Origin of the sequence: Streptomyces sp. SID3343 (assembly GCF_009865215.1) — a bacterium.
Classification (GTDB): Bacteria; Actinomycetota; Actinomycetes; order Streptomycetales; family Streptomycetaceae; genus Embleya.
Genome location: NZ_WWJX01001119.1, coordinates 1 through 24,323, shown reverse-complemented (window position 1 = coordinate 24,323; position 24,323 = coordinate 1). Strand labels below are relative to the sequence as shown.

The 24,323-nt window shown below is 70.8% G+C and carries 17 protein-coding genes, 1 tRNA gene and 2 pseudogenes; 7 read left to right on the top strand and 13 right to left on the bottom strand.

What is annotated here, in order from left to right; genetic code table 11:
* Nucleotides 1–1,274, bottom strand: a 1,274-nt coding sequence (locus GT354_RS35010; protein ID WP_161360409.1) for an LCP family protein, incomplete at its 3' end; no start/stop codon positions are given.
* Nucleotides 1,275–1,663: 389 nt separating this feature from the next.
* On the opposite strand from GT354_RS35010, the gene GT354_RS35005 reads away from it, so the two are divergent.
* Together GT354_RS35005 and GT354_RS35000 are read left to right on the top strand one after the other, a co-directional pair.
* Nucleotides 1,664–2,215 carry an NUDIX hydrolase gene (locus GT354_RS35005; protein WP_161360408.1) on the top strand — a complete coding sequence of 184 codons (552 nt, stop codon included), beginning with the start codon at nt 1,664–1,666 and terminating at the stop codon, nt 2,213–2,215.
* A 474-nt stretch (nt 2,216–2,689) separates the two neighbouring features.
* Nucleotides 2,690–2,989: a hypothetical protein gene (locus GT354_RS35000; protein ID WP_161360407.1), complete on the top strand. Its 300-nt coding sequence runs from the start codon at nt 2,690–2,692 to the stop codon at nt 2,987–2,989.
* Between the two features lie 329 nt (nt 2,990–3,318).
* Here GT354_RS35000 and GT354_RS34995 read toward each other — a convergent pair whose 3' ends face one another.
* Entirely contained in the window at nt 3,319–3,684 is a 366-nt protein-coding gene (locus tag GT354_RS34995) for a peptidase inhibitor family I36 protein (RefSeq protein ID WP_161360406.1), read from the bottom strand.
* Between the two features lie 404 nt (nt 3,685–4,088).
* Here GT354_RS34995 and GT354_RS34990 point away from each other — a divergent pair, with 404 nt between their 5' ends.
* Together GT354_RS34990 and GT354_RS34985 are read left to right on the top strand one after the other, a co-directional pair.
* Complete coding sequence (locus tag GT354_RS34990; RefSeq protein ID WP_161360405.1) at nt 4,089–8,111, top strand: helix-turn-helix domain-containing protein; 4,023 nt, start codon at nt 4,089–4,091, stop codon at nt 8,109–8,111.
* 240 nt (nt 8,112–8,351) lie between these two features.
* A complete protein-coding gene (locus GT354_RS34985; protein ID WP_161360404.1) occupies nt 8,352–8,585 on the top strand; it encodes a hypothetical protein in 234 nt (77 codons plus the stop codon).
* A gap of 87 nt (nt 8,586–8,672) precedes the next feature.
* Here the strand turns inward: GT354_RS34985 and GT354_RS34980 are convergent, their stop codons facing one another.
* From GT354_RS34980 to GT354_RS34970, 3 genes and pseudogenes are all read right to left on the bottom strand, one after another.
* Nucleotides 8,673–10,988 (bottom strand): FtsX-like permease family protein, encoded by a 2,316-nt coding sequence (locus tag GT354_RS34980; RefSeq protein WP_346012323.1) that lies wholly within the window; start codon nt 10,986–10,988, stop codon nt 8,673–8,675.
* Nucleotides 10,989–11,050: 62 nt separating this feature from the next.
* Nucleotides 11,051–11,287: pseudogene (locus GT354_RS34975) on the bottom strand (ATP-binding cassette domain-containing protein); the annotation flags it as partial.
* Nucleotides 11,284–11,786 (bottom strand): annotated as a pseudogene (locus GT354_RS34970) (PadR family transcriptional regulator); the annotation flags it as partial. The pseudogenes GT354_RS34970 and GT354_RS34975, both read right to left, overlap by 4 nt.
* Before the next feature lie 1,222 nt (nt 11,787–13,008).
* On the opposite strand from GT354_RS34970, the gene GT354_RS34965 reads away from it, so the two are divergent.
* Nucleotides 13,009–13,443: a hypothetical protein gene (locus GT354_RS34965; protein WP_161360402.1), complete on the top strand. Its 435-nt coding sequence runs from the start codon at nt 13,009–13,011 to the stop codon at nt 13,441–13,443.
* Between the two features lie 192 nt (nt 13,444–13,635).
* Here GT354_RS34965 and GT354_RS56015 read toward each other — a convergent pair whose 3' ends face one another.
* The 7 genes from GT354_RS56015 to GT354_RS34930 form a co-directional block, all read right to left on the bottom strand.
* Nucleotides 13,636–14,046 carry a helicase associated domain-containing protein gene (locus GT354_RS56015; protein WP_161360401.1) on the bottom strand — a complete coding sequence of 137 codons (411 nt, stop codon included), beginning with the start codon at nt 14,044–14,046 and terminating at the stop codon, nt 13,636–13,638.
* Between the two features lie 90 nt (nt 14,047–14,136).
* Nucleotides 14,137–14,991, bottom strand: a complete 855-nt coding sequence (locus GT354_RS34955; RefSeq protein ID WP_161360400.1) for a hypothetical protein — start codon at nt 14,989–14,991, stop codon at nt 14,137–14,139.
* Entirely contained in the window at nt 14,978–15,334 is a 357-nt protein-coding gene (locus tag GT354_RS34950; protein WP_161360399.1) for a hypothetical protein, read from the bottom strand. The genes GT354_RS34955 and GT354_RS34950 overlap by 14 nt, the downstream gene beginning before the upstream one ends.
* A gap of 71 nt (nt 15,335–15,405) precedes the next feature.
* Nucleotides 15,406–16,419 carry an NAD(P)H-dependent glycerol-3-phosphate dehydrogenase gene (locus GT354_RS34945; protein ID WP_161360398.1) on the bottom strand — a complete coding sequence of 338 codons (1,014 nt, stop codon included), beginning with the start codon at nt 16,417–16,419 and terminating at the stop codon, nt 15,406–15,408.
* Nucleotides 16,416–17,294 carry a class I SAM-dependent methyltransferase gene (locus GT354_RS34940; protein ID WP_161360397.1) on the bottom strand — a complete coding sequence of 293 codons (879 nt, stop codon included), beginning with the start codon at nt 17,292–17,294 and terminating at the stop codon, nt 16,416–16,418. The genes GT354_RS34945 and GT354_RS34940 overlap by 4 nt, the downstream gene beginning before the upstream one ends.
* Nucleotides 17,291–18,439 carry a YcaO-like family protein gene (locus tag GT354_RS34935; RefSeq protein WP_161360396.1) on the bottom strand — a complete coding sequence of 383 codons (1,149 nt, stop codon included), beginning with the start codon at nt 18,437–18,439 and terminating at the stop codon, nt 17,291–17,293. Before GT354_RS34935 ends, GT354_RS34940 begins: the two co-directional genes overlap by 4 nt.
* Nucleotides 18,426–19,679 (bottom strand): TfuA-like protein, encoded by a 1,254-nt coding sequence (locus GT354_RS34930; protein WP_346012322.1) that lies wholly within the window; start codon nt 19,677–19,679, stop codon nt 18,426–18,428. Before GT354_RS34930 ends, GT354_RS34935 begins: the two co-directional genes overlap by 14 nt.
* 389 nt (nt 19,680–20,068) lie before the next feature.
* Here GT354_RS34930 and GT354_RS34925 point away from each other — a divergent pair, with 389 nt between their 5' ends.
* The gene (locus GT354_RS34925) at nt 20,069–21,406 is read left to right on the top strand and encodes a hypothetical protein (protein ID WP_161360394.1); all 1,338 of its coding nucleotides are present in this window, start codon (nt 20,069–20,071) and stop codon (nt 21,404–21,406) included.
* Nucleotides 21,407–21,989: 583 nt separating this feature from the next.
* A tRNA-Lys gene (locus GT354_RS34920) sits at nt 21,990–22,065 on the top strand.
* 1,189 nt (nt 22,066–23,254) lie between these two features.
* On the opposite strand, the gene GT354_RS34915 is transcribed toward GT354_RS34920, so the two are convergent.
* Nucleotides 23,255–24,208 carry an IS481 family transposase gene (locus GT354_RS34915; protein ID WP_161360393.1) on the bottom strand — a complete coding sequence of 318 codons (954 nt, stop codon included), beginning with the start codon at nt 24,206–24,208 and terminating at the stop codon, nt 23,255–23,257.
* Between the last annotated feature and the right edge of the window lie 115 nt (nt 24,209–24,323).

Here is a 24,323-nt window from a genome sequence, read left to right as displayed (position 1 = left end):
TCCGGGATGGCCGGGGGTTGGGGGGTCGCCTCCGGCGGGGGACCGTTCTTGTCGAACGCGGTGTCCGTACGCAGCAGCTGCCAGAGACGTTCTGCATCCGGGGACGGCACCAGGTGGGCATCCGGGGCTTGGGGGTCCGGGACGTTCGGCATGGTGGTCATCGTGATGCGGTTGGTCGGCAGCTTGTTCAGTTCACCGGCCAGGTCGATCAACTTCGTGAGGCTGCCGAGGCCGTCGTCCACGTGCAGCGACTTCGTCGCGGCCTCGGCCAGCGGAAGCACCTTGGCCGGGTTGGCCAGCGTGCTGGCCTTCTTCAGGGTGCGGATCATCGAGTTGATGTACATGTGCTGGGCCTTCGCCCGCCCGACGTCACCGCCGTTCTCGAACGCGTGGCGGGTACGCAGCCACTGCAACGCCTGTACACCCTGAATCTTGGTAGTTCCCTCCTCAAGCTTCAGGTGCGAGCCCTCCGAATGCCGCACGCCCCGGTTGTCGACGAAGTTTTTCTCGTCCTTGATGTTCTGCTTGACGCACACCTCGACGCCGCCGATGGCGTCGGCCATCGACACGACCCCGGAGAATTTCACCATCATGAAGTGGTCGATGCGCATCTTGGTGAGGTTCTGCCAGGTCGCCACGACACAACCAGGGCCTCCTCGGGCCAGACTCTCGTTGATGATCGTGTTGGTCGCCTCGTAGCGCTTCTTGGTTTCCGGGTCGGTGCACGCCGGTATAGCCACCCGCGTATCACGCGGAATGCTCACCACCGACGCGTTGCTTCGATCGGCCGAGACGTGCAACAGCATCTGCACGTCGGCGCGTGCGGACCCGCCGTCCTGACAAACACCGCCCAGCTTGCAGTCCTCCGCGCTGTCACGGCCGTCCGACCCCAGCAACAGGATATTCAACGGGGTATGTCCGAATGCATCCGGCTTGGCCTTCGCTATATCGCTGTCGCCGGAATTCCGCTCCGACGACTCGATGTTGCCGTTCAGGTGCTCCCAATAGGCCCACCCCGCCGCCGTCAACATCACCAACACGCACGCGGTTATCAGCGCGGTCAGCTTGAGCTTGCGAAACCGCTTTGGCCGTCGCCGGCTGCGGCCCGACGAGGCGTCCGGCTCTTCGCCTTTTTCCGCCGCGCGACCACGACCACGACCGACCGCCCGGCGGCCCGAGCGGGCTGCGGCACGGGACACGCCGGTCGGACCCGAGCCCGAGCCCTGCGTCTGCGCACCATCCGCAACGTCACCGTCGGGCCTGGGATCTGTCATCGGGACCTCGCCACCGTCCTCATCGGTCCTGCTTCGTCACCCGGGGAGGACCGAGCCCGAGGCAGGATATTGCCGCACGGCACTATTCAAGTCGACAGCCCGGGTGCATATCCTCGAATCACCTGGCGACAATGGTCCGGACCTCACCAAATCAGCACAATGCACCATTGCGAGTGGCATTTCTCCGGCAGCCCGAACGCAACACATACCACGGGCGCCACGGCTGTCGAACAATACCGTGACAGCCATGTCGACAATCTTCCCGGTTCGCGATCGACCGCCTTTGTCCGGTGCGACCGTGGGCCTTGCCGGCTGCATCCTCGGAGGCATTCGCCCTGTTGCCCGCCGCGAACGCCACCGATTTCCGTCCGTGATCCGGAGGATCGAACATGTCCGACGACGTCCCTTTGCCGAGTCGGCAGCCGATGGTCGAGGCTGCGGCCCGGCTCGCCCGGATGGATCCTTACGAATCCCGGGAACGCCTCGTCGTGGCCGCCCGCGGAGGTGTCGCCGAGGCAGCGACCATGATCGTGGCCGGCTGGGTCTACTCCCCAACCTTCGAGCACACCCTGCTGGTTCGACACCCGAGATTCGGGTGGCTCACCCCCGGCGGACGCTTGCAACCCGGAGAAGATCCCGCGCACGGGGCCCGCCGGGAGGTTGTCGAGGAGACCGGCGTGGCTGTGCGGGCTCTCTTTCCCGAACCCATCGCTGTGCTGGGCAACCGTCGGGGAAGCGATCGCATGTACGGGTTGGCCTACGCATTCGTCGCCGATCCGATGGAACGTCTTTCTCCCGAAGTGGGCCAACCTGCGGCCTGGTACGACATCGAGGACATCCCGCGGGCGCGCTATCCGCTGGATCGGGAGGCATTGCAAAGGGCCGCCGCCGAGTTGTGCGCCGCAGGCCGACCGGAACCGGGGGAGGGCACGCGCGCCTGAGGCTCGTCGCCGACGACCGGATCGCCTCCACCACCCACGATCTCGTGCCGTGCCCGCCGACACACGTGGGACATACCGGGGCCAGGGTGCCCCGCTCGCACCGGCGCCGTGGCCAGGTTCGACCGTTCGTTCGTCGCGGACGGGAGGAACTCGCCCCTTCCGCCGGCTGCGCGACAAGCCGTCGAGGCTCGTGTGCCGTGGGGAAACGACCCGGTGGCCGACTCTTCGCCGATCGGCGGCTCCCGCAGCGGCTCCGCAGGGTTTCCCGGTCGGCTCCGGCGAGGGACGTTGTGCCTGATCAGGGATGGTTTCCCGATTTCGGTCGGGATTGGGAAACGGGAGACCCCTTGGGCTTTTCCCGGGGCGCTCCGATGCTGATTTCGCCGGGAGAATCCGGACCCGGCAAACGCGTCGGACCTCTTTCGTCGGACGCGTGAGGTTGCCCGTATGTCAGGCCGAAAGTCAGGAATCGTCATGAACCGCATGTCCCGCAGGGCCGCCGCCGCGACCGCCGTCGCCACGTTCGCCCTGGCACTGTTCGCCGGCCCGGCCGAGGCCGACACCATCCGAGTCTCGACCCCGACCGCAGTCACCACTGCGTCCTCCGTAACCGCCGCCGCGCCCTCGGCACCGAACAACTACGTCTTCTACGCCTGGTTCCCGACCGCCGAGTTCTGTGTCGCACGCGGCCACCAGGGCATCCGCGCCGGCGAATGGGCCCGCTTCGGCTGCCCGACGGACAACGGCGGCTGGGCCTTGTGGACCGAGAAGTAGATCAGGCTCCTACAGCGTGAACCCGATCCGGCCGGCCATCCCAGGAGGGGGGCCGGCCGGATCCGTTGCGTGGGCTGCCGCCACGAACGTGTCGTTCGCGGCCCCGGTGGAAGCCGGCACGGTCCCGAGCATCCGGTTCCCCGACATCGCCGCAGAGTCGGGGCACTCACCGCCGCCGGGCATCGGGGCCTCGTGTAGACCTCCTCCCGTGCGTGACGTCGGTGCCGAGAGGGTGGATGCCCAGACCTGGCACCGAGTCGCCGCAGCCTCGGCGGGTTCGAGCACCCGGTTGCCGAGCCGGCGGGGCGTGCGTGTGATGTCGTCGCCGGTCAGCAGGATCCCGAGCGGAGCGACCCCACGCTCCCCTGTAGTGCCGACGGCAGGGCGACAGCCTCGCCGGGGTCCACCTGGAAGCCTGTTCCCTGGAAGTGAGTTCGCGGATACAGGCACCAGGCAACGGCGCCGGCGTTGTACGCGCCGCGCGCTTGACCGGCCCGATCGGATTGCGTGGTGTCGGCGATGTCGGCCAAGACGTTGACATAGTCCCCGTCGCCGCTCGCGCTTTCATGCAGACACAGGGTCGGGCGGTCGCACGCCCACCCGTCCGCCCCGGCGAATGCGGGAGGCGTGAACGCCGAGAACAGCACCACCGTGGCGAATGCCGCAGACGTCGAAATCCTGGTGGGAAGACGCATCGGACTTCCTTTCTCACATGGCCCGCGGGTTGTCGGGTGGCCCGACGGGGCGGGACGGCGACGACGCTCGATCCGTGGACGACATCCGACGGGCGAGGCGACGCCTTTCCTTGATCCCGGGTTTCTCCCGGTGCAATCAAGATCGGAGCGTCTCGGGAAGAACTGGAGGGGTTCCCCGATTCTCGTTCCGACCGAGGGCCGGGAAACGTCCCCGACCAGGGGAAAGAGCCTTGCGCCGGCCAGGGTTGCGCACCGTCGGAGAAGAGCGACTCGGTGACGCCCCGCGTCCGGGTCGGAGTTTCCGTCCTCCGTCGGGGCCACGGCCGACCCCTTGCGGTGCACTACGCTTAGTGAGCAGATCATGACAATCGGCTCCTGCGGGGTGCGCGGAAGGGATCGGACACGTGCGAACGCAGGACGCCGCCGCAGAACCGCCGGAACCCGTGCCCGTACCGAAGTCGCCTGAGCAGGCCGGTACTCCGGGAGAGTGTCTGCGGGGGCTGCGCACGGCGCGCGGACTGTCCCTGGCAGGTCTCGCCCCGCTCGTGCATTACAGCAAGGGCTATCTGAGCAAGGTCGAGAACGGCGAGAAACCGATGTCCGCCGAGATCGCCCGCAACTGCGACCGGGCGTTGCAGACCGGCGGGCTCCTGACCTCCCTCGTGTCCCGATCCGTTCCCGACTCCCGATCCGTTCCCGGCTCCCGGTCCGGCACGTCCGCGCCGGATGCCTCCCCGTACCCCGGGCTGGCTGCCTTCGAGGTGCGCGACGCCCCTTGGTTCTTCGGACGCGACTCAGCCCTCGCTCAGCTTCTCGCGCGCCTGGCGGAACGCCTGGACGACTCCGGGCCGGTGACCGTGGTCGCCTGCTCCGGCGCAGGCAAGTCGTCGCTCCTTCAAGCCGGTCTGGTACCCGCCGTCCGCCGCGGCGCGCTGCCCGCGACGGGATCACGCGACTGGCCCGTCGTCGTGCTGCGTCCGGGCGAACACCCCCTTGCCGAACTGTCCGCCCGTTGCTCGGCGGAACTGGGCGTACCGAGCGCCGAACCGCCCGACTCGACGGCCCGACCGGACCCGTCGACGCCTGCCGAGATGTCCGCCGAGGCGCTCGTCGGGAAGCCCGCCGGGACGCCCGCCGGGACGTCCGCCGAGACGTTCGTCGAGTCGCTCGCCCGAATCCTCGACGACGGCTCGCCGGATCCGCCGCGTCCGATTCTGATCGTCGACCAGTTCGAAGAGACTTTCACCCTGTGCCGCGACCCGGACGAACGCGCCGCCTTCGTCCGGGTCCTGCACGCCCTCACGGTCGGGCCGCGTCGCGCCGACGGCCGAGCCGGCCGCGGCGCACTCGTGGTGATCGGTCTGCGCGCCGACTTTTACGGCCACTGCCTCGCCTTCCCCGAACTCGTCGCCGCGCTGCGCGACGGCCAGGTCCCCCTGGAACCGATGAGCAGGCACGAGATCCGGGCGGCCGTGACTCGTCCCGCCGAGGTCGCGGGTCTGGAACTGGAGCCCGGCCTGGTCGAATTGGTGTTGCGCGACCTCGCCTCGCACGACATCGCGCCGACCGCACAACCTCTCGTGCCCGGCGCCGACGAGCCGCACGCTCACGAGCCAGGGGCGTTGCCTCTGCTCGCGCACGCGCTACTCGCCACCTGGCAACACCGCGGCCCGGGCGTACTCACGGTGGCCGGATACCAGCGCACCGGCGGCATCGCCGGCGCTGTCGGCGCCACCGCAGAACGCACCTGGTCGACGCTGACCCAGGAGGAACAGGAGAGCGCGCGACCGCTGCTCACCGCGCTCACCTGCGTCGATGCCACCCATCGCGCCACCCGTCGGCGCGTGTCCCGAGAGCGTCTCGTCGACGACTCCTGTACGCCGGGGGGACCGGAGGTCGCCGCCCGGATCCTGGAGGCGTTCTCCCGAGCCAGACTCGTGACCGCACACGTCGACGGGGTCACCCTCGCCCACGAGGCACTGCTCAACGCCTGGCCCAGACTGCGCGGCTGGCTGGAGACGGACCGCGCCGATCTCCTGCTCGCGCAGCGACTGGGCGAGGCCGCCGAGGAATGGCGCCGCGCCGGCCACGAACGCGCGCTGCTCCTGCGCGGGAGCCGACTCGCCTCGGCCCGTGAATTGACCCGACGCCGCCGCGTCCCCGAGAGCGAACGTGCTTTCGTCGACGCCTCCACCGCGGACGAGGTCGCGGAGGGACGGGCCGCACGGCGCCGGACCCGGCGCGGCCGGGCGACCGTGGTGCTGACCGTACTTCTCCTGACGGCCCTGTGCGCCGGCTTCGTCGTGGTGAACCGGCAGCGCCAAGCGGTGGCCGACCGCCGGGTCGCGCTCTCCAACGAGCTCGCGTCACGCGCGATCGCGCTCGGTTCGACCCGTCCGGAAACCTCGATGGCCCTGGCCGCGGCCGCGTTCCGGCAGGCGCGCACGCCCACCGCGCGCGCCGCGGTACTGCGGTCACAGGCACAGACGTACGCGGGACGTCTGGACGCGGGAACCGGGTCGGCGAACACCATCGCCTGGTCGCCCACCGCGCCGCTCGTCGCCGCCGGCAGCGTCGACGGAAGGGTGCGCCTGTGGAACCCGACCACTCGGGCGACGGTGGGCGAACTGCCCTCCACCGGCATCTATCCGCTGCGCTGCCTGGCGTTCTCCTCCGACGGCTCGGTTCTCGCCACCGGTGATTCCCACGGCAGGGTGACCGTCTGGGATATCGCACAGCGCCGAGTACTGTTCGCACACTCGAACCTCGAGGCCCACCAAGGCGCGGTGGCAGCGCTCAAGTACGCCCGTGACGGGCATCTGGTGTCGGTGGGCGAGGACGGCATCCTCCAGCTGTGGAGCCGACTCGGCCAAACCCTCGAACGAACCCTGCGAGACTCCTCCGGCCCCTTGGCGGACGTCGACGTCGCCGCAGACGGCCCAACCGCCGTCACCGCCGGGCTCGACGGCAACGTGCACGTGTGGGACCTGGTCGCCGGCACATCCCGCGTCCTGCCCGGACGACACGGCCGGATCCGTGCCGTGGCGCTGTCCCCCGACGGTACGACGGTCGCCACCGGCGAGTGGCTCAACGCCGTCGGCCTGTGGAACCTCACCACCGGCCGGCGCGAGGCGGAACTCACCGGACACGCCGACTCGATCTTCGACGTGGAGTTCTCGTCCGACGGCCGACGTCTCGCGGTGGCCGGCCAGGACGAGACCGCCGACGTGTGGGACGTCGACGCTCGACTTCGACTCGTGGTGCTGACCGGCCACACCGGGCCGGTGCGCCACATCGTCTTCTCGCCGTCCCCGTCGGACGGTGTGCTGGCCACCTCGGGCCTGGACGGCGTGCGGCTGTGGCGAACCGGCGGCGACGTGGCGACGACCCGGCCGATGACACCGTGGCTGGGCATGGACGTCTCACCCGACCTTGCGACACTGGCCACCGCCGGCGCGAACGGCACGGTGAACCTGTGGGACACCCACAGTCGACAGCCGAGCGCGACGCTGACCGTGGTCGAAGGAGCGAGCGCGGCGGCTCCCACGTCCGGGTTCACACCCGTCGACGCCGGCACCGGCGCACCCGGAACGGTGCCACCGGGGGCCGTACGTGTCGTGGCCTTCGACGCCGGAGGCACCCGCCTGGCCGCAGGCACTCAGGACGGTCGCGTCAGCGTCTGGGAGGTACCCACGCGACGGCGGATCGCCCAATGGCGCGCGAGCGAACTCGGCATCACCGCCTTGGCCTTCGCGCCGGCGGCCGCCGGCGACTTGGTCGCCACCGGCGGCGAGGATCACCGCATCGGTCTGTGGGGATCCGCCGACGGCCACCGGATCCGAGATCTGCCGGAACACCCCGAAGCCGTCCAAAGCCTGCTCTTCCTCGACCCGGAGACCCTCGTCAGCGGCAGCGAGGACAACACCGCACGACTCACCGACATCCACACCGGCCGAGTGGTCCGCACCCTCGCGGACCACCGTGACTCGGTCCTGGGCCTCGCGCTCAGCCCCGACCGCGCCACCCTGGCCACTGCGGGCCGTGACCAAACGCTGCGCGTGTGGAACCCGGCGACGGGCGCTCAGCGCAGAAGGCCGCTCACCGGACACACCGCCCCGGTGACGTCGGCCGCCTTCAGCCCGGACGGACACACACTCGTCAGCACCGCCCGCGATCACACGGTGCGCCTCTGGGACCTGAAACAGGGACGCGCCGTCACCCTGAGCGGACACACCAACCGGGTCCGAGGCGTGCGGTTCCTGGACGAGTCCACCCTCGTCTCCGCCGCCGAGGACGGGACCGTGCGCTGGTGGGACCTGCGAGTCGAGCACGTGCTCGGCGAGATCTGCGCCGTCATCGGGAAGGTCGACCGAAAGACCTGGGCCGCCGCCTCACCGGACATCCCGTTCGCGCCGGGCTGCGCGTGACGCCCCCGCCACCGGCTCCCGGGCCCCCACCGGCCCCTTCTGTGCGGCTCGGATCTCGTGGGCACCGGCGCCTCCGCTTCGGCGTCCCCCCGGGAGGGCCGGCGCTCCGCGGCGGATCGCGACGCGCCGCGAATGCCATACGTAACAGCATGCGCACTTCGTGTCACTATTACCGGTAATTTCCGGCTCGGGTCGATTGCCACGCATCGACCGCCGGGACCCGCTCGACGAGGAGACCAGATGTCCGCACACCGCCGCTCCACTCGTCCACGTGTCCTGTTCGCGGCAGCCTTGACGGTGACAGGCATCCTCGCCGTCTGCGCCGGTTCCGTTGCGCACGCCGCGTCCGCAGGTACCGATTCCGCCGCCGGCTCGACCCGTGAGGTGAAGTTTCTCGACAGCGACACGGGCCAGTGCCCGCCACCGGACGCCGACGGCCCGGGAGGGGGATGGGGCTGCGCCCTGGTGGGCTGACATCCGCGTGCCGAATCGGCGGCACGGCCTCGGCACCCAAGCCGACGAGGGCGCCGGGGACCCTCGCCGGCTCGCTTCAGGCGCTGCTCACTCCATGCGCAGCCCATCGGGTCGCATGAGCCGCCACAGGGCGGGCAGGCCCAGCAGCGTCACCGCCATGACTGCGGCGCCGCCCACGGCGGTTACCGATGCGATGAAACCCGGGTCCAGGCGCGGGTGTTCGTCGAATACGGCCAGCAGCATCCACCCGAGTCCGATGCCGCCGGCCGCCGCGAGGGCCAGTCCCAGCACCATCGGCACCGCGGCCTGCGCCAACAGCGACAGCGCCATGACGCGGCGCGGGGTCCCGAGTGCGGCCATCGCGGCGAGTGGGCGCCGCCGTTCCCGCATCTGCTCCAGCGACGACACGAGCATGCCGGCGGCGACCAGGCCCAGGGTCAGGGTCGCGCCGGCGAGGAGGCCGCGGCGGATGTTGGCGAACATGCGGTCCTCGGTGGTCGCGGTCAGGGTGAGGACTGAGGCCCGCGGGTCGATCCGGGCCGCCGCGTTGCGCACCCGGTCGGCGGCGTCGTGGCGGTTCGGGTCCAGGCGCACGAACGCGATCAGCCCTCCCGCGACCGTCCTGCCGGCGGGCCCCAGCGCCTCCGGTGTCAGGAACAGCCCGTATCGGGACTGGCGCACCGGATCGGCGGCGGCGGCGACCTCGGTGGTCGATCGCGGCACGGTCCACGTCACCGGGCGGTCGTGCCCGGTCATGGCAAGGTCCACCACGCTGCCCGGCCCGACCCGCGGTGCCCCCTGCGGCGATGCCACGGTGAACACGTCGCCCGGCGTGCACGCGCGCACGGCGGCGATTTCGCGAAGTGCCGTGCACGTGCCGACGACCAGGGGTATCTCGTTGTCCCCGGCTGCCCCGCGTACGCGCGCGGACGTTGCGGTGAACGCGAACGTGGAGCGTACGCCGACGGTCGCGGCGAGCGCGGTCGCGCCGGCCGGATCACCCTCCCTGGTGCTGACGAACAGGTCGGCGCGGTCCGGGTCCTGGCCGGTTTGTGTGGTGAAGCCACCGGCGAGGCCCGCCAGCAGCATCTGCATCGCGATGGCGCCGGCCACCGCGACGGTCACGCCGCCGATCAGTCGTGTCGAGCCCGCCGCGTCGGCGGCCAGTCGGCGCCGGGCCAGCAGCCAGGGCAACGGGCCGCGCCCGCCCCGGGCCGCGACCGCGGTCACACCTCCCGGCAGCAGTGCGGTGAGGCCGACGAGGACGAGCACGATCCCGGCGGCGGCGAGCCACGGAGCCCAGCCCCCGCCGCGTGTGCCGCCGCCGTTCGTCAGCGTCAACAGGAGGACGGCGCCGGTGAGGCCGGGCACCATCCGCCACCCGCGCCGCGGCGGGCTCGGCGCTCGGCGCACCACTCCCAGGGGCTCGATCACGACCCCGCGCAGGCCCACCCAGGTCGCCACCACCGCAATCAGCGGCACCGCCGTCACGACCGATGCGGCGAGTACGGGGGAGGGCCGTACGTCGGCGGGGAACACGCTCAGCCGCCACAGCTCCACCGAGCCGATCACCCCGCGACCCAACAGAAACAGAACCAGGCCCGCGGTCAGGCCGCCCGCCGCCGCGGCGAGGGCCTCCCCGGCCGCGATCCACCTGGTCGTGGACAGGTCGGCGCCGACCAGGCGCAGGGCCCCGAGCCGCCGCTCGCGCGACTCCGCGCCGAACCGTGAGGCGACGGCCACGAACACCGCCACCGGTGTCAGCACCACTACCAGGCTGGTCACCGCGAGCAGCGTCAACAACGGACCGAGCCGCGCGGACACCCGTGGTGTGCCGAAGCCGTCGAAGCGTGAGCCGTCGTCGGCGGTGAGCGTGGCGCTGCCCGCGTAGTAGGAGAGGTCGGCCGGGCCGGTCAGTCCGTCGTCGCCGATGGTCGCCACCACCCGGTATGGCAGGCGCTCGCGCAACAGCGCGCCGGCGGGCCGTTCCAGCAACCGAGCCAGCGCGGGCGAGGCGACCATCTCACCCGGTCCGGGCAGCACCCGCAGCCCCGGTGGCACCGGTGGTCGCGCCCCTTCGGCCCGCACCAGTCGGCCGCGTACGTCCCGGTTGCCGTATTCGGTGTTGACGTAGGCGATGACAAGGGTGTTCTCGCCCGGGGTGACGAGTCGGCTGCTCGCGGTTTCCACGATCGCCGCACCACGCCGCTCGCGAGCGTCGAGCATGCCGGGCAGCGCCGACGCCAGCAGGAGCAACGCGGTCCCGAGCCCGATGCCGACAACCATCAGCAGCGTCCGCGGCCACGACGCGCGGGTGACCGCGAAACGCGCGCCCATCACGCTCGCGCGAACCCGCCCGAGGGGCCTGCCCGGCTGCGCGGTGGTAGAGACCAGGCCGCTCACGGACACGCCGCCGGGACGCGGCGGGCGGTGGGAGCGCGCCCGTCGCGCACCACCACCCGGGCGCTGCGGCTTCGATCGGACATCGTGGTCGGACCGTGCTCGGCGTACCGGACCGACCCCCGGTCGGGGGCGACGATCGTTGCCAGGCGGTGCGGCAGCGTCGACTTGCCCGATCCGGACGGACCCGTCACGGCGACGCCTTGGCCGGCGTTCGTCTCGACCGAGGCTCCGTCCAGCGCGGGTGTGGTGCGGTGCAGGTTCGCCGCCGTGGGCAGGGCCCCGGGCTCGGTGCCGTTCACGCCGGCACCTCCGCGGCGAGACGGTCGAGCCTGACTCGGGTTGGTTCGAGCCGCCGGATGTCGGCCTCCAAGTGCAACAGCGCGTGGCCGTAGATGAGTTGGTCGGTCATGTCGCCCGCGTCGCCCGCGTGCTCGCGTGCTCGCGCTTGCGCGTGGTCGGCTCCCGTGTCAGCCGCAGGGGCTCGGCGCGCCGGTATCCAGCGGCTCCGCTGCGGCGCGATCGAGAGCAGATCGAGGGCGACCTTCCTGCTTTACAGGGGTGTTCCGGAAGTACGGCTCAGTCTTCTCGGGCGAGCGAGCCACTCCTCGACGCCGGTCGGACCCGCGCCGGTGATCGCGTAGCGCTTGCGCTCGGGGCCGGCGCCGGGCTCCGGGACGTCAATCCCGACGAGGCCATCGCGCAGCAGGCGGACCGCCTCGCGTAGCCCTGCCCGTACGGGATCGCTCCACTGCTCCCGAGTCGCTCCCCGAACGTGCGCTTGAGGTCGTAGCCGTGGCGGCCCTTCGTCCGGGCAGTCCCAGAGAGGTGCGACTGATGGACATGGCGTGACTATACACGCAATGTATAGGCGAGATGTGCGCTCACCCGGCGGACGCCCGACGGCCGTCAGCCGCCCGACGTCGGGATACGTGCACGCAAGCGGCTCGCGAACGCACCAGACCCGCCGCCACGCACCCACCCAAGATCTCGATGCGCAGGGGACCTACCCAAGTCCCACCCGGTTCGACAGTGACCGCGCCCTGCGCCCCGCGCCCCGCGCCCCGCGCCCCGCGCGGCGTACGGCTCCACGGTGTTCCCACACGACCCTGATCTGCTCTCCGTCGCGTTCTCCGCGCCGCCTTGGCCGAGAACCCGAAGCGCGCCGATCGAATCCGGCACTCGCCCGGCATCGACCACACCACGGCCGGGACACCCGGCTAGGGTCACCCTCCGGATGATGCCGCCCACCAGACGCCGCCGGCCGCCCGAGAGACCGCGATCCCGTACTGCCTACACCGCATACACATCAGTCCGGCCAACCTGAGTCCAACCACGGAGAGTTGCCCGATGGCGGAGACGTCAACGAACCCGATCGGATCGATCACGCGGCCAACATGAGCCCGAAAGCCCCCGGCAACCAGGCCCAGCCAAATCTCACACCCCCACCCGGACTTTTTGTGGCAGCCGCGCACCACCCGACCACACCTCGCGAGCCAACGACCTGTCGGATTCACACACCCGGTGCCCACGCTGTCGGCCCCCGGACCCGCGCCGCCTGCCGTGTCGTTCCCGCAGGTCACGGCGTGTCCGGGGATACTCGCAGCAGGTTCGATCGGTTACCGGTACTCTGCCGGTGGGCAAAACGCGGGCGACCGCGTCACCCAACCGGGCCGTTAGCTCAATTGGCAGAGCAGCGGACTTTTAATCCGCCGCCCGGCATCAGCGAAGGGCGTCGAATGACGACGCCGATTCTCGTAGCACCCGCCTGACCTGGGGCTTTGGGTTCTCCGGCTGTCCACTAGACGCTCGCGGGAGTGTCGAGAACGCCGTTGTGAGCCCGATGTGAGCCCGATCCTCCCGCACCGGGCGCGGTCGAAGCTGCGACTTCCTGCTCCCACGACTACCGCTTTCACGGTGTGTAACGAGTACAGGTGCTGCGCGAACGCGCCCGCCCGAAAGAGCGAACCGGCCTGCCCGCTTTCGCGGTACACACCGCGACAGCGGGCCTGGTGTCACTCGTTTGGGTGGGTCCGGGCCCGGTTTCGACGTTCCCGGGTACGACGATCACGACCCGGCCCGGAGCGCAAGAGACTCGCCGTTTCGGCGGTGGCTGGTCGGTGAATTCGACAATCCCGAACCGGAATACGACGACTACGACCCGGCCTGGCGCACCCAGGGCATCGTCTTCCGGCGATGGCTGGTCGACAGCCTCGCCGCGGCCGACTCCGATCTCCCTGCAGAGGCCGTCACCTGCTTTGCCCCCGCGAACCGCTACCACGGCCTGAGCGAGACGAACGCGGAGTTGCTCGCGATCCTCACCAGCACCACCGTGGACATGGTGCGGGCCGCGCACAGGGCCGACCTGAAGGACTGGGCGCGCGAGCAGGAGCTGCGGGACCAACCGGGCCTCGCCGTCCTCGACGCGGACCTGGATCGCATCCGACATCGCCCCTGACCCGGGCCCCGCCGCGCCGGCCCTACTGCGGGAGCCGGTACACCGTCGGCCGCCGGTGCCCGCGCTCGGCCGAACGTGACACCGAGGAGAGAACTGAATCGCACCGCCCCCGAGCGACGGGCTCCCACCCCACCGCCCCCCGACGAAGGACCGGCCCGGTTCCCCGGGCCGGTCCTTCCGTGTTCGAGGCGACTACGTCCATCGCATGTCGAGTGTGTCCAACGCCGCGATCCGCTCCGCTGGCAGTTTCGGTCGCCTGCTCCTGGTGGTGGTGATCCAAATCCCCAGGCGTACGTCCTCGCGCCGTCCGTCGAACGCCGTCACGGTCTCGACGTGTCTGCGGGGGACTTCGAGGTGCCCGACCCGCTCCCGATAGGCCGCCGCCGCGCTCAACGCGATCCCGAACGCCTGCTCCCGCGTCCGTTTGGGCTTGGGCCCGTCCGGTTCGGGTGCTTCGGCCAGCGGCGGCGCCACGGTGTCGGCCGCCGCCCCGGGCGGGGTCAGCCCCAACTCGACCAAGCGCTCGCGCTGCTCCGGGCCCAGCCTGTCCCAGCCGGCGCGTTGTCGGGCGACCCGTCGTCCGATCGGCTGGCCGCAGTGCACGACGTCCAGAGCGACGTCGTCCAGCCCAGCCCGGTCGCCGCGCGCGGTCAGGAGCTCGCGGGCGTAGGTGAGGCGTCGGTCCCAACGTGATCACACGGTGAAGGCCAGGTAGGTGCCGACGGTGAGCCCGGAGAAGGTGACGAGTTGGCGGGGCTTGAGGCAGGTGAAGGCTGTGTGCATGCCGATGCCGACCGCGACGGCGTACGGCGTCGTTGTCGGGAACAACAGCATTGGAGGCAGGGCGAGTTCGAGGAGGATGGCAGAGGCGGCGACAAGGCGCCATACACGGACGTCGCGGTCGGTGAGGTTGCCCGCGTGGCGTCGGACGAGGCCGGGAACGGCGTACTGGCGCCGGTGGGGTAGCTGTTCCCGGACCGTGGTGTAGACGTGGATCCACTGCGCCAGGTACAGGCCGCTGCGGAACTGGGGTGAGCGGAGCTTCTGCCAGGCGGAGTTCCAGTAGATGTCGGCGGTGACCAGCACGAGAAGGCACTGCGCCCAGGTGTTGGCCGTGCTCGGGTCGTGCTCGATGCGCAGGCCGGTGCCCAGGTCGCCGGCGAGGAGGAGGCAGGTCCCGGTGAGCAGGGTGTAGCGGATGGCGTTGGGGCTTTTGAGGTAGAGAAGTTCCATGGCGGCGCCGGCCAGCACCAGGAGTAGGGCGGTGCGAGGTGCGAGGCCGGTCGCCAGTGCGAGAGCGGCTGCGGTGCGCACGATCAGGGCAGGCCGGTACGCGGTGGTCAGCAGCCGTGCCCGGGTGGGGCCGAAGCGGTGGGCGGCCAGGTGGGAGCTGAGTGAACCGGGTGCGAAGCGGGTCCAGCCGCCTTGGCCGAAGGAGAGGCCGAAGCGCAGGGCGCACACGGTGCCGAAGGCGATCCGGAACAGTTGGAGTCGTCCGGGGTCGGTGGGGGTGTGGAAGCCGGAGCCGAGAGCCTCAACGAACCACACGGCTGCTCACCACCTCGACACGTTGCTCCCCGCGTGCGGACAGGACGCGGCCGTGTCCGTCGATGCGCTCGTATCGGCCGCTGCGGACGAGGTGGTCGAGGATCGTCTGGAGTTGGGGCGGGCCGAGGATGAAGGAGCCCGGGGAGAGGTGCTGGTAGACGTTGACCGGCTCGGTGTGGCCGTCATTGGTGGTGCCGGTGAGGGTGATGATCGTGAAGGTGGCGCGGCAGAACATCTTCCAGCGCATCCAGCGGCCGGGCAGGCGGGTGAAGCCGGTGATCATCCACGCGATCAGGGCGAGAGTGACGGCGATCTGGGCGACGGGCAGCGCGGAAACGCGCATGACGAGAGCCTCCGTGACGAGGAGGGGAACGTGCGGATCGGACCGGGGCCCCGCGAGGTGGGGCGCCGGGGTCAGTGCTCGGGCTTGGGGGGCCGCTGCATCAGTGCGGTGGTGGCCTGGTCGAGGGTGAGCTTCTCGTGCAGCAGGGCGGAGATCAGGTCGGTGATCGGCATCTCGACGTCGTGGGCGTGGGCCAGGGCGAGGATCGCCTCGGCGGACTTGACGCCCTCGGTGGTCTGTCGGGTGGCGGCCGTTGCCTGTTCGACGCTGAGGCCGCGGCCGAGGTGGGTGCCGAAGGTGCGGTTGCGCGAGAGCGGGGAGGAGCAGGTGGCGACCAGGTCGCCCAGGCCGGCCAACCCGGCCAGGGTGGTCGGCTGGGCGCCCATGGCGGTGGCCAGTCGGGTGGTCTCGGCGAGTCCTCGGGTGATGAGCATCGCGGCGGCGTTGTCGCCCAGGCCCATGCCCGAGGCGATGCCCACCGCGAGGGCGATGACGTTCTTGACCGCGCCGCCCAGCTCGCAGCCGATCACGTCGGTGCCGGTGTAGGGCCGGAAGTAGGGGGTGTGGCAGGCGCGTTGGACGCGGCGGGCGGTTTCTTCGTCGGGGCAGACGACGGTGGCGGCGGCCGGTTGGCCGGCCATGATCTCTCCGGCGAGGTTCGGTCCCGAGAGCACCGCGACCCGCTCCGCGCCGATGCCGGTCACCTCGGTGACGACCTGGCTCGCGCGCAGGCCGCTGCCCAGTTCGATGCCCTTCATCAGCGACACGATCACGGTGTCGGGCCCGATGTGCGGCGCCCATCGGGCGAGGTTTTCCCGTAGGGACTGCGCCGGGATGGACAGCACGAGGAAGTCCGCGCCGGCCAGAGCGGTGGCCGCGTCGGTGGTGGCCGTCAGTGAGGCGGGTAGTTCGACGTCCGGGTGGTAGTTCGGGTTGCGATGCGCCGTGTTGATCGCGTCGGCGATCTCGCTGCGGCGGGCGTGCACGACGACGCTGCTGCCTGCGTCGGCCATGATCTTGGCGACGGCGGTACCCCAGGACCCGGCCGAGAACACCGCCGCGCGGGCGGGTTGGTGCCGGTTCACTGCAAGGTCCTCTCGCCGGGTAACTCGTCACCGGGACGGCGCCCGGGCCCGGGCATCCTACCGGCGGCATCGGCCGTGTCCGGTGTGTTCGGGCGCCGCAGGGTCAGCAGTACCGCGCGCCGGCCTGGCAGTGTGGGCAGGACCCGGTGCGCCTCGCGCAGCATGTCCTGTGTCCGGACCTCGCCGAGTTCTTGGCGTAGGTCGTCGGCGTGGGCGATCCACAGCCGGTAGAGCCTGTCCCACATTGTTGGTTCGGTCGGGCGCTCGTCCACGTGCTCGACCGTGAGGCCGGCGGCACGGGCCTGTGCGTCCCAGGCCCCTTGCGCGCCGCGCCGCAACGACCGGGTCATGACCAGCCGGGCGCCGGGGGCCAGGACGCGGCCGAGTTCGCGCACCGCCGCGTCCCGGTCCGTGGCCCGGCCGAGGGCGTCCACGCACACGATGCCGTGAGCGCTGGAGTCGGGCAGGCCGGTGTCCTCCAGCTCGGCGACGCGGAACGCGGCGCGACCGATGTCGCCGTCCAGGAAGTGGGCGCGGCGGCCGGTGGCCTGGGTCACCGCGACCGGGGAGAGGTCGAAGCCCTCCAGGCGCACGGCCAGGGCGCGGGCGAGCCACAGGCCGATGCCGCCGGTTCCGCAGCCGGCGTCCACCAGGAGCCGGCCCGGGCGCATCCGCAGTCGCGCGGTCAGTAGCCCGAGCAGGGGCCAGTCGCACGAGCTCGACGCGGCGATCTCGTGCGGGTAGTCGTCTCCCATCGCCGCGGCGTACAGGCGGGCGACTGCGTCGGTGCGGGCGCGGGCAGCGTGGAAAGCGTCGTACCGGGCGGAGCGCCGGGCACCGGGAGCGGGCGAAGGCGCCGCCGTGGTGGGGTTCATCGGGGCATCGACCTCCTGATCCGTGAGCGGGTGCCTGGGCAGACGACCTGCACGGCGTGGACCGGGCCGGCCGGGTCGGACAGGTCCAAGGCGACCGGTTCGTGGCCGGTGACCTGTAGAACGCGCCGCGCCATGTCGGCGACCTGCCCGGCGAAGCCGCCCCGGGTCGGGGTGAAGCGGCTGGTCGCCTCGGGCCACGGAGCGAGCCCTGTGGACCGCGCCGGGGCGAAGGAGGGGGCGTCGAAGCCGGCGACCTCGCCGGGCAGGTCGTCGCGCGTCCCGGCGATGGCGGTCACCCGGGATTGCGCGGCCTCGGTCAACGCCCGGGTCAGCGCGATCTCCGGGTCACTGTGGCAGCCGCCGCCGGCGAAGACGACGGGGAAGTCGGAGGACCACAGGTAGGCCACGCACACCGGTATCGCGTACGGGCCGTCCACCAGCGCGATCTCCACCGCCATGCCCGCGGCCGTCAGCCGTTCGACCACCTCCCGGCCGTAGGGGTCGCGGACCGACTCCGGGTGAATCCATGTCCGCCGTCGCCCGTCCGCCATCGCGTCGCGGTACAGCACGTCTCGCTCCACCACCTCGAACAGCGCGTGCAACAGGGCCTCGTCCCGGTTGTTGCCGCAGGCCAGTCCGGTGCTGGTGGCACGCAGCACATCGGGGTTCCATTCGGGTCGTCGGGTCCGGCGGCGGACCAGGTCGACCGGCAGCAGTATCGGCTCGCCGTCGAGCAGGCCGGTTCCGGATGTCCACTCCCACACCATCCGGGCCAGGGTGTGAGCGGCGTGCGGGACGATTGACGGCAGTGCGGCCACCGGGCAGTGGGGCGCGACGTCGACGGCCGGCCCGCGAGCGGCCACCGGCAGCGGCTGTTCGACGTGCCACAACTCGATCGCCTCCATGACCGCGGACAGTTTCGCCAACAGGTGGGTGGCGCCCTTGCCTTGGGAGGTGGACAGGGTCGTGGAGGCGGGGCGGATCGCCGTCCACACCGGTAGCCCGACGCAGTCCAGACCGGTCAGGTCGGCGACCCGGGTGATGCCGTAATCACCCAGGTGCCCCGCCACCGCCTCCCATGTCTGCTCAGGAGTGCGGGCGCGCACCGTGCCCGGCAGCGCCACCAAGGTGTCAACGCCCACCACAGACCTCCTGAGTGCGCTCGGTCTTCTCGGCCCTCTCGTCCAGGAATCCGGGCACGAGCCGCTTGGCCGCCTCCACGGCGCGTGCTCCGTGGACCAGCCCGCGCGCGGACGCCTGCGCGTCCAGGCCCTGTGCGGGGCACCGCCACACCCTCCGCAGGAGATCGCGGGTGAGGTCCTCGCGCACCGACGCGGTCGAGAACCCGAGTCGGCTGCCGGGCGCCAGGGTTCGGGCGTGCGCGTACCGGGCGACGGCCCGGCGGTCCGCCGCGGTCTCGCCGGCGAGCAGCAGGGCCACGGTCGCCTCGTCCCGCAGGTCGACGGCTGGGTGAAACACGCGATCGGCCGGCAGGTCCCCACCGGTGGCTCGGCCCAGCCGCTCCGCAAGCGGCCGGCCCGGCCCGCCGTCGACCGGCCAACGGGAGCGGCGTTCGAGATAGACCGCCCAGGTCTCGCGGAAGGCCGGGTCGAACACCTGTTGGTAGACGAGGCGGTCCTCGGTGGACAGGTCCAGGCCGTCGACGCGGGTGCGGGCGAAGGCGTTGGACCAGCGTCGGAAGTACGTCGTCTCCCACAGCGCGGGCAAGGGGCGATGCCCGGCCGGCGCCCGCCCGTGGAGCGCGACGTGCACGGCCGCGAGAGCGTCGGCGCGTTTGAGATTGCCGAAGTTCCGGTCCTCTTCGAGGCGTTCGGCCAGCCACTCGCCGAACCGCGTCTCGCCCCTGCGGCGGGACACGGCCCGCACGGCGGCTGGCGTGCGCTGCGGGTAGTAGATCGCGCGCAGCGCCGCCGACAGCGCGGCGGCCCGCTCGCCCTCCAGGACCCCGGCCGAGTGGGCCAGTTCCAGGACGTGGCGCAGGTTGACCATCGGCCAGGTGAGTGCGCGAAAGTCGCCGTCGGGTGACTGGCCGACGGCGACCTCGTCGTCCCCGACGATCTCTCCCCGGGCGTAGGCGGCGTAGACGTCACCGACTCCGAGCATCCCGAACGGGGCGAGTTCGGCCGCGCGCAACGCGCCGATACTCGCCGCCCCGATCACCCGCACCCCTCGGCCCATCGCGGCCAGGAATTCTTTGTGCCGCAGCGCCGGAGCCTGGTGGTACAGGCCGTCGAGGAGCACCACGGTGTCGCCTTCGCGGATCGCGTCGTCGAAGAGGTCGCCGTGGCGTGCGGGTGGCAACACCCGTACGCCGGGCGCGGCAAGGGCCGGTTCCGACCGCGACAGCGTCGGGCCCGTGAACACGTGAATCACTGTGACCTCCACGGTGGAGCGCGAAGGGCGCCCCTCCTCCCCGGGTCCTTGCGAACCCGCGTGGGAGGGGCGCCCGGTCAGGACGCGGACACGCGAGAAGGGACTACTCCTCGTCCTCGACGTCGACGGCGACCACCACGGGCCCGGTGATCTTGTCGGTCTCCTTCTCCGGCACCTCGGTACCGGCGGCGGCGATCTGCGACTTGGACTCCATGAATCCTCCTGTGGACGGGATCGGCGGCCGGATTGACTCGGCCGAGTGACATCCGCCAGTGAAGCCGGGACCGCGGCGGCCGGTAAGCCCCACGATGGGGTCCCACCGTGGGGGTGGCGTGGAGCGGCGACGCTGGGTCACGCTATGAGGGCAGAGGGGGACACTCGTGGACGACTCAGGACCGTCACCGGCCCGGATTCCGCGCAGATTACTGAACGACCCGGTCTTCGTACGTGCCGTCCACGATCGCGACTTCACGGCGGTGTTCGCCATGGCGCGCAACAACGGCGTCAGCTTCTACCGGATGAGTCAATCGTGCGGGATGAAAGCCGAGCGAATCTCCAAGATCGCGCGGGGTGATGCGAGCGTGACCGCGCTGGAGACCATCGAACGCGTCGCGGACGCGCTCGGGATTCCCGGTGCGCTTTTGGGGCTCGCTGCGCGACCCTGGGAGCACCACTTCCCCACATCCCCACCGGAGTCCGACGATGGAGACGACGCCGTGAACCGCCGCCGACTGCTGCGCGGCGCGCTCGCCACGGGTCTCGGCGCGACCGCGCTCACCGCCCTGACCGACACCCGACGCTCGCTCGACCTCGCGCTCGCCGCCGACACCGCCCCGGCCGACCTGTCCGACCTGGAGGCCGCCGCCGAAACCTACGGCTACGGCTACCACGGCCAAGCCCCGACCCGCGTACTGGCCGACCTCGCAAGCGACTTCGCCGAACTCCGGCCCTTCCTCGACACCCCTCAACCGGTGCCCACACGCATCCGGGTGTGCCGCACCGCCGGGCAGATGGCGGGCATGGTCGCGATCGTGCTGCACGACCTCGGCGCCCGCAAGGACGCCCGCGCGTGGTTCGCCACCGCGTCCACCGCCGCCAAGGAGTCCCGCGACAACCAACTGCACGCGTGGGTCCTGGCCCGCGAGGCGATGGTGCCGCTGAACTACGGCGCCCCCCAGGCCGCCGCACTCCTGGCCGAACAGGCCCGGCAGATCGCCGGGGACCGGCCCACCGCCGCCGCGACCCTCGCCGCCGCCGTCGCCGCCCGCGCCTACGCCCTGTCCCACCAGCCCGAACAGGCCCGCAAGGCGATCACGACCGCCGACGCGTTCATGGAACGGCTCGACACCCAAGCGCGGGCCGACACCTGGCTCACCCACGGCGAGCAGAAACACCACGTACACCTGTCCCACGCGTTCACCGCGCTCGGCGACACCACCCGCGCCCGCGAGAGCCAACACCGGGCACTGGAATTGTCCGCGCCGACCAGCACCATGACCCGCTCCCTGCTGACCATCGACGCGGCCACCTGCCTCCACCACGACGACGGCGACACCGAACAGGCATGCCGACGCACGATCACCGTCATGGCCGACCTCCCCGCCGCCTTCCGAACCGGTCTCGTTCACCGCCGCGCCCTGGACCTGTACCACTCCGTTCCCGCCCGACACCAACGCGAAAAAACCGCGCGAGAACTGCACGAACTCCTGACCGCCTGACAACGACCGACGCCACCGAGCGGCGTCCTACCCAGGCTCGCGGCGTGAGCCGTCGCCGAGACGTATCGGTCGCGGACGATTGTGCGGGCGGCTGTGCACCCGAGCGACTGCGCAGGCCCGGCGGCGACCCGTGCCAGAACTCGCCCAGGTGCGAACTCGTGCGCCGCCCCGTAGGTCGTCTCTTGCCCGGTCTGCCGTGTATCGCGCTGGCTGCTCATCGCGAACCGAACGCCAAGGTGCGCAAGACAGCTCGATTAACACAGAGTAGCCATGCCGCGAAGCCCGAACTGGCCAATTGTGAGCCCGGTGTGAGCCCGGATCTCCGCGAGCATGGCCATCTGAGCCGGATTTTTGCCCCGTCACGCGGATTTCCTGAGGAGCGCAAGGTGTGGGCGCTCCACCACGCCGTGTACGTATTGTCTCGTTCGCGCCCTCGGACCTACTCCGCCGACGCACCCGCGTCGAGTTCGCCCAAGCCCCATCTGCGCAGGTCACGGCGTGTCCGGGGATACTCGCAGCAGGTTCGATCGGTTACCGGTACTCTTCCGGTGGGCAAAACGCGGGCGACCGCCGGCGCCCAACCGGGCCGTTAGCTCAATTGGCAGAGCAGCGGACTTTTAATCCGCGGGTTCAGGGTTCGATCCCCTGACGCCCCACCATCGGTCACCGCTTCCAAGGCAGTGACCAGCGGTTTTGCGATCGCGACAAGCTAGTCGCCTCCCAACCAGCGCCGAGCGTGAGCGCGAAGTGAGCGCGCAGGTACACAACGGGCGTCAGGTGCGCGCGAAGGACCAGCAAGCCCGGTTGACTCTCAGTTGCGGACGCCCTCACACTCGCGCCGCCCTCGCGGCCGAACCATTCGCCTCCCGCACCACCGTGACGCTCTTCGGAAGATCGGCCTCACCATGTGCGCTTGCCCCGGGGCGGCGCGAGCATCACATCACCACCGTGCCTGTCGGCACCGATCCCACCGCCACTTGCGTCAGCACCGGACTGGCCACATGGGGCCAGCACGGAGACCGCAGCAACCTGTGGGCCCATGTGGGGTTGCGAGGTGTTACGCCCGGACGGGCACCGGGCGTAACACCTCGTAAATCCCTGGATCGCCCGGGACGGCGACGAACCCAGGGCGGGCAGAGCCTCTCCGGCGGCTTGCAGCGAATGACCCAGGAACTCAGGTCGAACGGCCTTGTGGTGACCATGTCGGGCGGCGCACTGATCTACACAGGAATCCACACCGGCAATGTGCGAGTACAAGCGCTCGTCAGAGCCCACTCATTCGCGATAGCGAACGAGGACAACTGGCAGGAGTTCACCGAAGCGAGCGCGTACGCCCCCTTCGGTGAACTCCGGGTCGACTCCTTCGACGACGGACCAATATCGACCCTGCGTCCTGAGCACCGAAGGCACGGGATGGTATTGACTACGAGCGCACGCCCGCGGCCGAGACACCGCCTACGACGCCGGACGCAAGGACCCCGTCGAGGACTACCTCATCGCCATCTGGCCTGAGCCTCGCACCCCCGACATGATCGTCCGCGCGGCGACCGCTGCGGACAAGAGTTGCGCGCATCCGCCGCTACGCTGCCGCCAACCCCTCCTGCCGCGACGCCCACGCCCGAAGACGAGAAGCAGAGGAACCACGACTAGCTTCTCTCCTCGATGCAGCTGACCCGGCGGGGACAATCGGCATCCATAACCCATTCTGCGTTACGATCCTCGGCGGCTCCGAAGGGCGCCCGCCACGTGGCCTTCCAGGATTTACCGATCATGCGCGCGTGGTTGCGATCCTCGGCCGCCCCGAAGGGCGCCCGCCACATCACCCACCCGCGCCAATCCCGACGCGCGCTAGGTGTATTCACCCGTGAGGTTGGTGACGCGGCTGGCGGGTGGGTGGCCCTTGAGCGCGGTGTGTCTGCGGTGGTGATTGTAGGAGTGCAGCCAGGCCGGGAACGCCTCGCGTCGCTCCGTCTCGGTGCGGTAGGGCCTCGCGTAGGCCCATTCGTCGAGGAGGGTGCGGTTGAAGCGCTCGACCTTGCCGTTCGTCTGCGGCCGATACGGACGGGTCCGTTTGTGCGATATTCCTTGCCTTGCAAGGGAGTTGCGCCAGTCACGAGACCTGTAGCAGGAGCCGTTGTCGGTCAGGACCCGCCGCACGGTGATCCCGCACGAGGCGAAGTAGGCGTGCGCTCGCGACCAGAAACCAACGGCGGTTTCCTTCTTCTCGTCGGTGAGGATTTCGGTGTAGGCGAGGCGGGAGTGGTCGTCGACGGCGTTGTGGAGGTAGGCGTATCCGACCTTGGCGCGGGTCCTGCGTCCGGCGGCACGGCCGAGGGCCCTGTGGCCGCCGCCGTCGGGGATGTTCCCGAGCTTCTTGATGTCGACGTGGACCAGGTCGCCGGGTGCGGCGTGTTCGTAGCGGCGGATCGCCCGCCCGGTGGCCCGGTCGAGGTGGGCGAGTCGCGCGAGTTTGTAGCGGGTGAGGACGCGGTGCACCGTTGCCGGGTTCAGGCCGAGGAGGTAGGCGATGCGGGCCGGTCCCCAGCGGCGCAGGACGCGGACCTTGACGATCCGGCGCTCGGTTCGGGTCGGCGTCCGGCGCGGGCTGCGGTGCGGCCGCGAGGAGCGGTCGACCATCCCGGCCTCGCCCGCTTCGCGGTAGCGGGCAGCCCACCTGGCGGCAGTGGTGACGGACACCTGGAAGCGTTCCGCGGCCCGTCGCAGCGGCCAGAGGTCGTCGACGACGCAGCGGGCCAGACGTAGGCGTCCGGTCTCGGTCAGGGGTGCATTACGGTGGGGCATGAGGGCCTTCTGTCGTTCGGTGGAGATGTCGCAATCCACACCGAACCCGGAAGGCCCTCACTCGTTCAAGATCACAACGCCGTGCGTTCCGTCACCAACCTCCGTGGGCAATACA